13 protein-coding genes and 1 riboswitch are annotated in these 12291 nt (G+C 72.2%); of the genes, 7 read left to right on the top strand and 6 right to left on the bottom strand.

Features of this window, described 5'->3' with window-relative positions; genetic code table 11:
• Positions 1-21: 21 nt before the first annotated feature.
• The 3 genes from FB382_RS01180 to FB382_RS01190 are packed head-to-tail and all read right to left on the bottom strand — an operon-like array spanning position 22 to position 2909.
• On the bottom strand, positions 22-432 hold the full coding sequence (locus FB382_RS01180) for a GNAT family N-acetyltransferase (protein WP_182536095.1): 411 nt from the start codon (positions 430-432) through the stop codon (positions 22-24).
• Positions 433-452: 20 nt separating this feature from the next.
• Positions 453-1892 carry a trehalose-6-phosphate synthase gene (locus FB382_RS01185; RefSeq protein ID WP_182536098.1) on the bottom strand — a complete coding sequence of 480 codons (1440 nt, stop codon included), beginning with the start codon at positions 1890-1892 and terminating at the stop codon, positions 453-455.
• A 24-nt stretch (positions 1893-1916) separates the two neighbouring features.
• Positions 1917-2909: a Gfo/Idh/MocA family oxidoreductase gene (locus tag FB382_RS01190; RefSeq protein WP_182536100.1), complete on the bottom strand. Its 993-nt coding sequence runs from the start codon at positions 2907-2909 to the stop codon at positions 1917-1919.
• Between the two features lie 121 nt (positions 2910-3030).
• Here FB382_RS01190 and FB382_RS01195 point away from each other — a divergent pair, with 121 nt between their 5' ends.
• The 6 genes from FB382_RS01195 to FB382_RS01220 all read left to right on the top strand — a co-directional run bounded on the left by FB382_RS01195 (position 3031) and on the right by FB382_RS01220 (position 8445).
• Positions 3031-3327: a DUF3263 domain-containing protein gene (locus FB382_RS01195; protein WP_182536102.1), complete on the top strand. Its 297-nt coding sequence runs from the start codon at positions 3031-3033 to the stop codon at positions 3325-3327.
• A 2-nt stretch (positions 3328-3329) separates the two neighbouring features.
• Complete coding sequence (locus FB382_RS01200) at positions 3330-3842, top strand: LytR C-terminal domain-containing protein (RefSeq protein WP_182536104.1); 513 nt, start codon at positions 3330-3332, stop codon at positions 3840-3842.
• Between the two features lie 48 nt (positions 3843-3890).
• On the top strand, positions 3891-4736 hold the full coding sequence (gene otsB, locus FB382_RS01205; RefSeq protein ID WP_182536113.1) for a trehalose-phosphatase: 846 nt from the start codon (positions 3891-3893) through the stop codon (positions 4734-4736).
• Between the two features lie 402 nt (positions 4737-5138).
• A riboswitch (SAM riboswitch) is annotated at positions 5139-5287 on the top strand.
• 9 nt (positions 5288-5296) lie between these two features.
• The gene (thrC, locus tag FB382_RS01210; protein ID WP_182536115.1) at positions 5297-6577 is read left to right on the top strand and encodes a threonine synthase; all 1281 of its coding nucleotides are present in this window, start codon (positions 5297-5299) and stop codon (positions 6575-6577) included.
• A 41-nt stretch (positions 6578-6618) separates the two neighbouring features.
• Positions 6619-6894, top strand: a complete 276-nt coding sequence (locus FB382_RS01215) for a MoaD/ThiS family protein (protein ID WP_125037566.1) — start codon at positions 6619-6621, stop codon at positions 6892-6894.
• Positions 6895-6942: 48 nt separating this feature from the next.
• Positions 6943-8445 (top strand): APC family permease, encoded by a 1503-nt coding sequence (locus FB382_RS01220; RefSeq protein ID WP_182536117.1) that lies wholly within the window; start codon positions 6943-6945, stop codon positions 8443-8445.
• A gap of 12 nt (positions 8446-8457) precedes the next feature.
• On the opposite strand, the gene FB382_RS01225 is transcribed toward FB382_RS01220, so the two are convergent.
• The 3 genes from FB382_RS01225 to FB382_RS01235 are packed head-to-tail and all read right to left on the bottom strand — an operon-like array spanning position 8458 to position 11306.
• Complete coding sequence (locus FB382_RS01225) at positions 8458-9657, bottom strand: DUF2157 domain-containing protein (protein ID WP_182536119.1); 1200 nt, start codon at positions 9655-9657, stop codon at positions 8458-8460.
• A 48-nt stretch (positions 9658-9705) separates the two neighbouring features.
• Positions 9706-10947, bottom strand: a complete 1242-nt coding sequence (locus FB382_RS01230; protein WP_182536121.1) for a DUF6596 domain-containing protein — start codon at positions 10945-10947, stop codon at positions 9706-9708.
• Entirely contained in the window at positions 10944-11306 is a 363-nt protein-coding gene (locus FB382_RS01235; protein WP_125037569.1) for a YciI family protein, read from the bottom strand. The genes FB382_RS01230 and FB382_RS01235 overlap by 4 nt, the downstream gene beginning before the upstream one ends.
• A 127-nt stretch (positions 11307-11433) precedes the next feature.
• Between FB382_RS01235 and FB382_RS01240 the strand changes: the two genes are divergently transcribed.
• Positions 11434-12285, top strand: a complete 852-nt coding sequence (locus FB382_RS01240; RefSeq protein ID WP_343055441.1) for an SGNH/GDSL hydrolase family protein — start codon at positions 11434-11436, stop codon at positions 12283-12285.
• The last annotated feature ends 6 nt before the right edge of the window (positions 12286-12291 follow it).

Below are 12291 nucleotides of genomic sequence, written 5' to 3' on the forward strand. Positions count from 1 at the left end.
TGAAAGGGCCACATCCGGGGCTCACTGCGGCGCGAAGGTCCGCCACATCCAGCGGGAGGGGTCCTCCAGGGGGCCGAAGCCGTACGCCGCGTAGAGCTCGTGCGCGTCCCCGGTCGCCAGGAGAGCCCGCCGCACCTCGAGGCCGGCGAGCTCGGACGTGACGCGCTCCACCAGCGCCCTGCCGACGCCGCGGCCCCGGTGGCCGCGGTCGACGTACACGTCGCAGAGCCAGGCGAACGTCGCGTGGTCGGTGACCACGCGGGCGTAGCCGACGAGCTCGCCGTCCTCGAACGCGCCGACGTTCAGCGAGTGCGCCATCGACCGCGCGACGACCTCGCGGCTCCGACCCAGCGCCCAGTAGGCGTCCTCGGAGAGCCAGCGGTGCACCCGGTCGACGTCGATGCGGTCGACGTCGGTCGAGACGGTGATCATGGACGGATCATCGGATCGACTCAGGACCGCTTGGCGGGCCGCACGGTCTTGCCGTGCGCGCCACGGGCGGCGGCCAGCTCGAGCAGGAACGCGTCGGCCCAGGCGGCGACGTCGTGCTGGAGCACGGTCTTGCGCATCGCCTTCATCCGGCGGCCGCGCTCGCGCTCGTCGGCGGCGTAGGCCTCGAGCAGGGCGCTCTTCATGCCGTTGATGTCGTAGGGGTTGACCAGCCAGGCCTGGCGCAGCTCGTCGGCCGCACCGGCGAACTCCGAGAGGACCAGGGCCCCGTCGTCCTCGTAGCGGGTCGCGACGTACTCCTTGGCGACGAGGTTCATGCCGTCGCGGTAGGGCGTGACGACCATGATGTCGGCGGCCCGGTAGAGCGCGGCCATCTCCTCGCGCGGGTAGGAGGAGTGCAGGTAGGAGATCGCCGGGCGGCCGATCCGGCCGAGGTCGCCGTTGATGTGGCCGACGAGCCGGTCGATCTCGTCGCGCAGGATGCGGTACTGCTCGACCTGCTCCCGCGAGGGCGTTGCGACCTGCACGAAGACGGCGTCCTCGACGTCGAAGTGCCCGTCGATGATCAGCTCGCTGAAGGCGCGCAGCCGGGCGTAGATGCCCTTGGTGTAGTCGAGCCGGTCGACCCCGAGGAAGACCTTGCGGGGGCTGCCGAGCGCGTCGCGGATCGTCTCCGCACGCTTCTCCACCCGCTCGGAGCGGGCCAGCTCCTCGAAGCCCTTCGCGTCGATCGAGATCGGGAACGCCGCCGCCTTCACGGTGCGGCCGTCGGGCAGGTAGACGAGGTCACGGTGGGTCTTGTGGCCCACCCGCTGGCGGACGAGGCGCACGAAGTTCTGGGCGCCGCCGTTCATCTGGAAGCCGACGAGGTCCGCGCCGAGCAGCCCCTCGAGGATCTGGCGGCGCCACGGCAGCTGCTGGAAGAGCTCGGCCGGCGGGAAGGGGATGTGCAGGTAGAAACCGATCCGCAGGTCGGGTCGCAGCGAGCGCAGGATCTGCGGCACCAGCTGGAGCTGGTAGTCGTGGACCCACACCGTCGCGCCCTCGGACGCGAGCTCGGCGGCCTTCTCGGCGAAGCGCTGGTTGACGCCCACGTAGGCGTCCCACCACTCGCGGTGAAACTCCGGCTTGGCCACCACGTCGTGGTAGAGCGGCCAGAGGGTGCCGTTGGAGAAGCCCTCGTAGAAGTCCTTGACCTCCTCGGCCGACATGGTCATCGGCACGAGCGAGAGCCCGTCGAACTCGAACGGCTGGAGGTCCTGCTCGGTGCCGCCGGGCCAGCCGACCCACACGCCGTCGTTGGCGCGGAGCACCGGCTCGATCGCGGTCACCAGCCCGCCGGGCGACGTGCGCCAGCCCGGGCTGCCGTCGGCCAGGGTCACCCGGTCGACGGGCAACCTGTTGGCGACGATGACCAGATCGGCGGTTCCAGCGGAAGGCACGACCCCAACCCTAGTCAACGGACCTCAAGCGCCGTCGGCGTCGTACCTGACCCCGACCTGCGCGCGGATGTCGTCCATCTGCCGCATCAGCGACAACGTCTGCGCGTGCGGGACGAGCGGGCTCTCGCGCAGCCCCTCGCGCAGGCAGCGCTGCACCTCGGCCGCCTCGTTGCCCAGGCCGCTGCCGAGCAACGGCTCGGCACCCTCGATCCGCTCGGTCTCGCCGCCGACGGGTGTCCACTCGGCGTACGTCGGGTGGTGGAACTGTGTCGGCACGACGAGCGTCCCGCGGTCGGTCGCCACCGTGGCCGTCCGGGGCGAGACCGAGGTCATCGAGGCGCTCAACGCGGAGATGGCACCGCCGGGGTGCAGGCCGGCGACCGCGACGTCGAGGTCGATGCCGCTCTCGCTGAGGTTGGCCACCGCCGCGAGCCGGGTCGGCTCGCCCAGCAGCAGGTGCGCGAAGGTCAGCGGGTAGATGCCCATGTCGAGCAGGGCGCCGGCGCCGAGCGCCGGGTCGAGCAGCCGGTCGGTGGCCGGACGGTCGACCACGAACCCCAGGTCGGCGTGCACCTGCCGCGGCGTCCCGAACCGGTCGGGGTCCTGGAGGGCCCGGATGACCGGGTTGCAGGCCATCCACATGGCCTCCATGAGGAACCGGTCGTGCCGGGCCGCCAGCGCGACCATCTCCTCGGCCTCGGCGGTGTTGAGGGTCAGCGGCTTCTCGCACAGCACGTGCTTGCCGGCCTCGAAGGCCATCCGGGCGTGCTCGAGGTGCATCGAGTGCGGGGAGGCGAGGTAGACGACGTCGACCGCCGGGTCCTGCACCAGCGCGGCGTAGGAGGCGTGGGCGGTCGTCGCGGCGTCGCCGTACTCCCGTGCGAAGGCGTCGGCGGACTCCTGGCTGCGCGAACCCACGGCCGCCAGTCGGGCACCGGGCACCTCGCGGAGGTCGGTGGCGAAGCTCCGGGCGATCCGGCCGGTGGCCAGGACGCCCCAGCCGCAGGTGTCGCTCACGGGTCCTCCTCGGGTGCGTCTCAGTTGCTCCCCGCGACTCGCCGGGTGCGAATGACATCGATGTGGTTCGTCGCCTACAGTTGGCGTCGGAACACCATCTGATCACACGGGGAGATTGCGCATGGATGCCGCGAACGCGCTGCAGGGCCTCGAGGCCGAGGCCACGCCGACCCTGAGCGAGCGCGACCGCGAGATCCTCGAGTTCGAGCGTCAGTGGTGGAAGTACGCCGGCGCCAAGGAGACCGCGGTCCGCGAGAAGTTCGACATGAGCTCCACGCGCTACTACCAGGTCCTCAACGCCCTGATCGACCGCCCGGACGCCCTCGAGGCCGACCCGCTGCTGGTCCGCCGCCTGCGTCGCCTCCGGGCCGCCCGCCAGCGGCAGCGCTCCGCCCGCCGCCTGGGCTTCGAGGTCTGAGCATGTTCCGCCTCGCCCACCGGTCCCGCAACCAGCGGGGCGTGGTCTTCCCCTCGCCCGTCGTGATGCTGAGCATCATCGCCGTCGCCATGGCCGGCATCGCCTTCGTCGCCACCCGGGACCCCGCGCCCACCGAGCGCAAGGTCACCACCGTCGCCCACGCGGCGCCCAGCCCGTCGACCTCGGCCTCGGCCGAGCCCCAGAAGGTCCAGAAGCCGCGCCACCTCGAGCCGGCCGTCAAGCGCTCGGCCGTCTACGTCGAGGTCTACAACAACTCCGGCATCACCGGACTCGCCGGACGGATCGCGTCCCGCGCCTCCGACGCGGGCTGGCAGGTCGTCGGCTCCGACAACTGGTACGGCACCATCCCGAGCTCGACGGTCTACTACCCGCAGCGCCTCAAGGCCGCGGCCAAGGTGCTGGCCCTCGACCTGGGCATCCGCCGCCTCGAGCCCGCCATCGACCCGATGCGTCTCGACCGGCTCACCGTGATCCTCACCTCAGACGCCGCCTGATCCTTCCCTCCCGCCCACCGCGACCCCCGGTCGTGATTGGGTTGGGCCATGGAGTTCACCTCAGTCGAGGGGGAGCAGCGGTACGCCGCCCTGGTGCGGGCCGCCGCCTCCACCGTCGTCGGGCTCGACTTCGACGGCACCCTGTCGCCGATCGTGGACGACCCCGAGGCGGCCCACATCCACCCCGAGGCCTCCGAGGTCCTCGTCGAGCTCGCCGCCCAGGTCGCCGCGATCGCGGTGATCACGGGTCGCCCGGCCCGCCAGGCCCTCGCGCTCGGCGGGCTGGAGCAGGTCGGCAACGAGATCGGTGACACCGGCAAGGAGCTCTACCTCTTCGGGCAGTACGGCAACGAGCGCTGGAGCTCCACCCACCGCCGCGTGATCTCACCGCGACCACCCTCCGGCCTCGCGAGCTTCCTGCGGGAGCTGCCGCGCACCCTCCGCGCGGCGGACGCGGCCGACGCGTTCATCGAGGACAAGGGCCTCGCCGTGGCCGTGCACACCCGCCGCCTCCCCGACCCCGAGGGTGCCTTCGAGCGCGTCCTCCCCGGGCTGCGGGACCTCGCCGCCGCCCACGACCTGGTCGTCGAGCCCGGCCGCAACGTCGTGGAGATCCGCTCCCACGGCATGCACAAGGGGCTGGTCGTCGAGGCGCTCGTGGAGGAGCTCGAGGCGGGCGGGTTCCTGTTCGCCGGCGACGACCTCGGCGACGTCGAGGCGTTCGAGGCGGTCGCGGACCTGCGTCGCCGGGGGCTCCCCACGCTGCTGGTCTGCTCGGCCTCCGACGAGGAGAGCTCGCTGATCCCCCTGAGCGACGTGGTCGTGAAGGGGCCGCAGGGGGTGCTGGACCTGCTCAGGCAGCTGACGCTCGACGCGCGGACCAACCGGGCCTGACGGAGGCGCCCGCATGCGCGGGCGCCCTGGCGGCGGGAGCGGTGACTTGTGAACCCTTTGCCTGCCCGATTCGGTTCATGGCTCACCGCCGGGTCGGCCGGGCGGTGCCTGGTGAACCGTTTCCAAGTCGGGTTCGGTTCATGGCTCACCGCTCGAGCTGTTCGGGGGTGCGCCTGGGGCGGGGCGGCGGCGGAGCGCAGCGGAGCCCCGCCCCGACCGCCGCCTGAAGCCGATCGCGCGAGGCTCGGCGTCAAGGACGCCGAAGGCGCCGCGAAGCGGGCGAAGCTCCTTGATGCCGAGGCGCGATCGGCTACGCGGCGCACCCACCAGCCCCTCGAAGACTCGCGCCAGCATGTGGACTCAATGTGCGCATGCTGAGACGCACGCCGTACTGTTTCAACCAGCTCATCGAGAGGGACTGAGGGAACGGCCCAGTGAAGTCCCGGCAACCGCCACGAGCCTCCGCCCACCGTCGTCCGTGACGGGAAGCGGTTCGTGGAAACGGTGCTAATTCCGGCCCGGCGCGAGAGACGCGGTGGGGAAGATGAGAAGGAGGACTCATGAGCACTGTCGTTGCCGAAACGACCACCCCGTCCGAGCCGACCCTGCGCGAGGGCGCGTTCGGGCACGCCAAGGGACTGTCGTGCCGCGAGTGCGGGCACGCGGTGGAGCTGGGACCGCACTACGCGTGTCCGGAGTGCTTCGGTCCGCTCGAGATCGCCTACGACTTCCCCCAGGTGACCCGCGAGGAGATCGAGGCCGGACCCGCCAACATCTGGCGTTACAAGGCGCTGCTGCCGGTGCCGTCCGACATCGAGCAGAGCCCCAACATGGAGCCCGGCTTCACGCGGCTGCTCAGGGCCAACAACCTCGGCCGCGAGCTCGGCATCGACAACCTGTGGGTCAAGGACGACAGCACCAACCCCACCAACTCCTTCAAGGACCGGGTCGTGGCCTGTGCGCTGAGCGCCGCCACGGAGTTCCACGCCAAGGTCTTCGCCTGCCCCAGCACGGGCAACCTGGCCAACGCGGTGGCGGCGGCGGGTGCCCGCGCCGGCATCAAGACCGTGGTCTTCATCCCGAGCAACCTCGAGAAGCCCAAGCAGGTCAACTCGGCCGTCTACACCGACTCGCTGATCGCCGTGAACGGCAACTACGACGACGTCAACAAGCTCGCCTCGGAGATCGCGGGCGAGGAGGACGGCTGGGCGTTCGTCAACGTCAACGTCCGCCCCTACTACGCCGAGGGCTCCAAGACGCTGGGCTACGAGATCGCCGAGCAGCTCGGCTGGCGGCTCCCCGACCAGATCGTCATCCCGGTGGCGTCGGGCTCGCAGCTGACGAAGGTCGACAAGGCCTTCCAGGAGCTGATCAAGCTCGGGCTCGTCGAGGACAAGCCCTACAAGGTGTACGGCGCCCAGGCCGAGGGCTGCTCCCCGGTGTCGGTGGCCTACAAGGCCGGCGTCGATGCGATCCGCCCGGTCAAGCCGGACACGATCGCCAAGAGCCTGGCCATCGGCAACCCCGCCGACGGGATCTACGTGCTCGACATCTGCCGCCGCACGGGCGGTGCCGTCGAGGACATCACCGACGACCAGGTGCGCGAGGCGATCGTGCTGCTGGCCCGCACCGAGGGCATCTTCACCGAGACCGCGGGCGGCACCACTGTCGGCGTCCTGAAGAAGCTCGTCGAGACGGGCCAGCTCGACACCAGCCTCGAGACCGTCGTCATCAACACCGGCCACGGCCTGAAGACCCTCGACGCGGTCGCCGACTCGGTCGGTCCCGCTGCGACCATCGACCCGTCGTACGCCGCCTTCGCGGCGACCGGCCTGGCCTGAACACGGCCTGAGCCCCACCCGACCACCCGACAGGAGCCCCCATGAGCGTGTCCGTCCGCATCCCGACCATCCTCCGCACCTACACCGGTGGCGAGTCCGAGGTGACCGCCGCCGGTGGCACCCTGGCGGAGGTGCTGGACGACCTCGACGCCAGCTACGCGGGGATCAAGGGCCGGATCCTCGACGAGGCCGGCCAGCTGCGCCGCTTCGTCAACGTCTACGTCGGCAACGAGGACGTCCGGTTCCTCGACAACCTGGCCACGGCGACCCCCGACGGCACCCAGATCTCCGTCATCCCGGCGGTCGCCGGCGGCTGACCGCGCGCCCAGACACACCACGGCCAGACACAGAACAGGTAGTCCCGCATGTCCCTCAGGAGCTCGGTCCTGCGCACCAAGGACGTGGAGACCGTCCTCCACCAGAACGACCCGACGCCCGACGGCGAGCAGGCCGGCCTCAGCAAGCGGCTCTCGGCCAAGGACCTCACCGGGTTCGGCATCGGCATCGTGATCGGCACCGGCATCTTCACGCTGACCGGGATCGAGGCCAAGAACCACGCCGGGCCCGCGATCGTGATCTCGTTCGCCATCGCCGGCGTCGTGAGCATGCTGGCCGCGCTCTGCTACGCCGAGCTCGCGGCCGCCGTCCCGACGGCCGGCAGCTCCTACACCTACGCCTACACGACGATCGGCGAGATCTTCGCCTGGATCATCGCGTGGGACCTGATCCTGGAGTTCGCCCTCGGTGCGGCTGTGGTGTCGCGGGGGTGGTCGGCCTACCTCCAGGACTCGCTGGGGCTGCCCACCGGCCTGTTCGGCGAGACGGCGCCGGTCAACGTCGGCGCGGTCCTGATCGCCGCGGTGCTGGGGGTGGTGGCCGCGGTCGGCATCCGCGAGTCGAAGTGGGTCACGAACGCGCTCGTCGTGACCAAGGTGTCGGTCTGCATCTTCGTGATCGTCGCCGGGCTGTTCTTCCTCAAGACCGCCAACCTGCTGCCCTTCGTGCCGCCCTCCGAGCCCTCGCACGACGACGCGGCCGGCCTGGCCCAGCCGCTGTGGCAGTGGGTCTCGGGCGTCCACCCCTCGTCGTACGGCTTCGTCGGGGTGCTCGTCGCGGCCGCGGTGGTGTTCTTCGCCTACAGCGGCTTCGAGGCCGTCGCCAACCTCGGCGAGGAGACGGAGAACCCCGGCCGTGACATGCCCCGCGGCCTGATCGGCACGCTGGTCATCTGCACCGTGCTCTACCTGCTGGTCTGCCTCGTCCTGACCGGCATGGTCGACTACGCCGACCTCGACGAGGGCGCCCCGATCTCCGACGCCTTCCACCAGGTGGGCCTGGGCTGGGCGGGCTTCCTGATCGGGCTCGCCGCGGTCGCCGGCCTGAGCTCGGTGATCCTCGTCGACCTCGTCGCCATGGGCCGGATCGGCTACGCGCTCAGCCGCGACGGCCTGCTGCCGCCGTCGGTGGGGCGGATCCACCCGAAGTTCCGTACGCCGACGCGCATCACGGCCGTCACGACGCTCGCGGTCTGCCTGCTCGGCGCGTTCGTCCCGCTGGACACCCTGGCCGAGATGGTCTCGATCGGCACGCTCTTCGCCTTCGTGGTCGTCTCGATCGCGGTCGCGGTGCTGCGCCGGACCAACCCTCGTATGGAGCGGCCCTTCCGCACCCCGCAGGTGCCGCTGCTGCCGGTCGTCTCGGCCCTGTCGTGCGTGGCCCTGATGGCCAGCCTGGCGGTCGACACCTGGATCCGGTTCCTGGTCTGGCTGGCGATCGGGATGGTCGTCTACTTCGGCTACGGCCGGTCCCACTCGCGCCTCAACACCGCCGACGAGGAGCCCGCGTCCGAGCCCGCCACCCGGGCCTGACCGCCGGGCAGGTCAGTCGGCGTCCTCGAGATTTGCGGCGATCTCCCGGCGGGCCCGGTCGAAGAGCACGCCCGTCGCGAGGAAGACCAGCCCGAGCAGCAGGAAGAGCCAGGCGCCGGTGACGACCCGGGCGAAGACGGCGAAGCTCTGGAAGGTCGTGAAGACCACGAGGGCCGCGGTCGCGAGTCCGGTCAGCCGCCAGCTGTCCCGCAGGGTGCCGAGGACGGCGACGGCCACCGCCGTGAGGACGTAGACGACGACGCTGAGGACGGCGTGGAGGACGGCGCCCGTGGTCAGCGGGGCGTCGGTGTCGCTGCCCGCGTCCCACAGGACCAGGACGACGGCGACCGCGCTCACGGCCAGCGCACCCAGGGGTTCGAACCGGTCCGTGCCCGAGGCGAGCACCAGGGCGGCCACGGCCGCGGCGCCGGCCGCTGCGACGACCATCCCCAGGGCCGGGGTCCACGCGAAGCGCGCGGCGTCGACGAAGGGCAGGGCGGCCACGAAGAGGCCGACGAGCGCCAGCAGCGCGCCTGCCTCCCGCCACGGGGCCACGAATCCGCGCAGCCAGCGCTGGTGGACCACGGCCAGCGAGACCGCCAGCACCGCGGAGCCGGTCAGGCACAGCACCGCAGCCAGGCCGCTCGGGTCGTCGCCCATCCGGGTCACGAACCAGAAGGACCCGGTGGCGATGCCCACCAGCAGCGGCATGGTCGCCCGGACGGCGTACGCGTGCACGAGCGCGCCGAGCGCCCAGTAGCCGGCCAGGCCGGTCTGGGTGGTGGCGTCCAGGCTGTCGGCGGCCTGGAGGACGACCGCCCCGAAGGCGAGCGCGGCCAGCAGGCGTACCGCGCCCACCACGGCCGCCGGGATCGCGGGGTGGCCCGCCCGGCGACGGGCGAGCACCTCGCCCGTGACCAGCACGGCCAGCCAGATCGCGGCGACCGCGACGAAGCGCCCGAGCGGCGAGAGCGTGTCGAGGTTCGCGGCGACCAGCCAGATGAGCCCGACCCCGACGAACATCGCGCCGAGGGTGAGCAGCAGCCGTCCTACCGAGAAGCGTCGGCTGGCCCGGTAGCGGCCGGTGATCGCGGCCGCCTGTGCCTCGGTCAGCAGACCCTCGCCCTGCCAGGTGCCGATCTCGTGCGTGAGCCACTCGAGCTGTCCCGGGCTCACCGGGACCTGCCCGCGCGCCGGTGCGTCGGTGGTCATGTGCCCAGCGTGGCGCGGGCGACCGGCCGCGCGCAGGAGGAATTGGGCTCAGTCCGGGGGGACCTCTGCCCTGCGCTCCACCAGGTGGGCGCGCTCGGCCAGGTTGTGGCAGCGGCCGATCGCCTCGTCGTACGCCGTGCGCGCCTCGTCGCCACGTCCCGCCCGGGCGAGCAGCTCGGCACGCGCAGCCGGCAGCCGGTGGCCGGGGAGGGTGAGTCCCTCGAGCAGCCGCAACCCGGCGAGCGGACCGTCCGCCTCGGCCACCGCCACGGCCCGGTTGAGCCGGACCACGGGGGAGCCGGTGAGCTCGTCGAGCTCGCGGTAGCGGTCCGCGATCCGGGACCAGTCCGTCGCCGCGGGGTCCAGCGCGATGGCGTGCTCGGCGGCGATCAACGCCTGCAGGAGGTACGGCGCCGCCGGCGCGTGGGCCAGCGGGGTGAGCAGCTCAACCGCCTCGTCGACGTCCTCGTGCCGCCACAGCGACCGGTCCTGGTCGGCGAGCAGCACGATCGCGCCGTCGCGGACCCGGGCGTCGCGGCGGGAGTGCTGCAGCAGCATCAGCGCGAGCAGCGCGTCGAGCTCGGTGCACGGGTGGTCCGGCGGCAGCACGTCCCGCAGGACCCGGACCAGCCTGATCGCCTCCCCGGCGACGTCGGCGCGGAGGACGTCGGCCCCGGACGCGGGCGCGTAGCCGGTCGTGAACGCGAGGTAGGCGACGTCGGCCACCACCCCGACCCGGGCGTCGAGCTCGGCGCCGGACGGGACGGCGAAGTGCTGTCCGGCAAGGCGCTTGCGGGCCCGGGTCAGCCGGGCGGCCATGGTCGGGGTGCTGACGAGGAAGAGCCGCGCGACGTCCTCGGTCGGGACGCCCAGCACCAGCCGCAGGGTCAGCGCGGCGGCCGCCTCGCGGGGCAGGGAGGGGTGCGCGCACAGCAGCACGAGCCGGAGCCGCTCGTCGCCGATCCGGCCGGGAGGCCCGTCGGGGCCGTCCGGGAAGGCCATCGTGCGCTGCGCCTCCTCGGTCAGGTCGGCCTCGACGGCCAGCACCGGCAGCGCCCGGTCCGCGACCGTCTCGGTGCGCAGGCGGTCGATGATCCGACGGCGCGCGGTGGTCAGCAGCCAGGCCGGCGGGTTGGCGGGGACGCCGTCACCCGGCCAGGTGCGGGCGGCGGCCTCGAAGGCGTCGGCCAGCCCGTCCTCGGCCAGGTCCAGGCGCCGGAACTGCGCGACGAGCAGGGCCAGCAGGCGGCCCCACTCGTCACGCAGGACGGCGGCGAGGGGGTCGGTCACATCCCGCCCGAGTGGTCGACGGTGCCGCGGACCTCGATGGCGCCCTCGGCGCCGGCCAGGATGCCGCAGACCTGCAGCAGGTCGTCGAGGTCGTCGGTGTCGACGACGTAGTAGCCGGTCAGCTGCTCGACGGTCTCGGCGTACGGGCCGTCGGTGACGGTGATCGCGTCGAGCTCGCCGCGCACCACCTTGGCGGTGCCGGAGTGGGTGAGCTCGTTGCCGCCGACCACCTTGTGGCCACGCTCGCCGAGCAGGCGGTGGAACTCGCCGTGCTTGGCGTACATCTGCGCCTTGTGCTCCTCGGTGGCGTTCAGCCAGCTGCTCTCGTTGCCGGGAATCAGCACGACGTACTCGGTCATGGTCGGTCCTCTCAAGGTGGTGTGAAGGAGTCTGTCACCGAGATGACGGGCGAGTGCGGGCGAAATCGACACGTCCCGCACACGATCTCGTCGGGGACTGTTCAGGTCGCTGTGGTTCCTCTGGGGGGTGAACCGCGAACGACTCCTCCAACGCCTGTTCGGACTCGGTATCGGCGCCGCCGCCGTGGGCCTGGCGACCGGCGGGATCGGGTACGGCGCCCGCGAGCTCCTGCACCGCCAGGCCGAGGCCGCGCGCCGGATGATCGGCAAGCCGCTCGGCGAGCAGGCGCCCCGTGCGGACAAGGTCTGGAAGAAGAAGTACGGCGACCCGATCGAGCTGCTCGTGCTCGGCGACTCGATCGCGGCCGGGCTCGGGGCCGACCTGCCGAAGGAGACGTTCGGGGCCCGCCTCGCGACCCGGCTGGCCAAGGCGACGCAGCGGTCGGTGCGGCTGACCACCGGGGCCGTGGTCGGGTCGGAGTCCTCGATGCTCGGCGCCCAGATCGCCGGGCTGCGACCGGGCTACGTGCCGGACGTGGCGGTGATCGTGGTCGGCGGCAACGACGTGACCCACCGGGTGCCGGTCGCGGACTCGGTCAAGCACCTCGAAGAGGCGATCGCGGTCCTGCGGGAGCGGGGGAGCGCGGTGGTCGTGGGGACCTGCCCCGACCTCGGCGCGCTGCGACCGGTGCCGCAGCCGCTGCGCTCCCTCGGCTCGCGGGCGTCGCGCCAGCTGGCCGCCGCGCAGGCGTCGGCGGCGGTCCGGTCCGGCGCGCACGCGGTGTCGCTGGCCGACGTGGTCGGCCCGTTCTTCATCACCAACCCCGACGAGATGTTCAGCCTGGACCGGTTCCACCCCAGCGCGCTCGGCTACAAGCGGACCGCCAAGGCGATGCTGCCGTCGGTGCTGGCCGCCCTGGGCGTGGAGGAGGACGTGCCCTTCGGTCACCAGCCCCCGGCACAGCCGTCGGATCGGTAGGGTCCG

Source organism: Nocardioides ginsengisegetis, assembly GCF_014138045.1.
Lineage (GTDB): Bacteria > Actinomycetota > Actinomycetes > Propionibacteriales > Nocardioidaceae > Nocardioides > Nocardioides ginsengisegetis.

Bases quoted from the DNA above. Each gene is read 5' to 3' on its own strand.
- FB382_RS01215 (WP_125037566.1), top strand. From the start codon at position 6,619: ATGAGCGTGTCCGTCCGCATCCCGACCATCCTCCGCACCTACACCGGT.
- otsB (WP_182536113.1), top strand. From the start codon at position 3,891: ATGGAGTTCACCTCAGTCGAGGGGGAGCAGCGGTACGCCGCCCTGGTG.
- FB382_RS01180 (WP_182536095.1), bottom strand. From the start codon at position 432: ATGATCACCGTCTCGACCGACGTCGACCGCATCGACGTCGACCGGGTG.
- FB382_RS01195 (WP_182536102.1), top strand. From the start codon at position 3,031: ATGGATGCCGCGAACGCGCTGCAGGGCCTCGAGGCCGAGGCCACGCCG.
- FB382_RS01220 (WP_182536117.1), top strand. From the start codon at position 6,943: ATGTCCCTCAGGAGCTCGGTCCTGCGCACCAAGGACGTGGAGACCGTC.
- FB382_RS01235 (WP_125037569.1), bottom strand. From the start codon at position 11,306: ATGACCGAGTACGTCGTGCTGATTCCCGGCAACGAGAGCAGCTGGCTG.
- FB382_RS01225 (WP_182536119.1), bottom strand. From the start codon at position 9,657: ATGACCACCGACGCACCGGCGCGCGGGCAGGTCCCGGTGAGCCCGGGA.
- thrC (WP_182536115.1), top strand. From the start codon at position 5,297: ATGAGCACTGTCGTTGCCGAAACGACCACCCCGTCCGAGCCGACCCTG.
- FB382_RS01200 (WP_182536104.1), top strand. From the start codon at position 3,330: ATGTTCCGCCTCGCCCACCGGTCCCGCAACCAGCGGGGCGTGGTCTTC.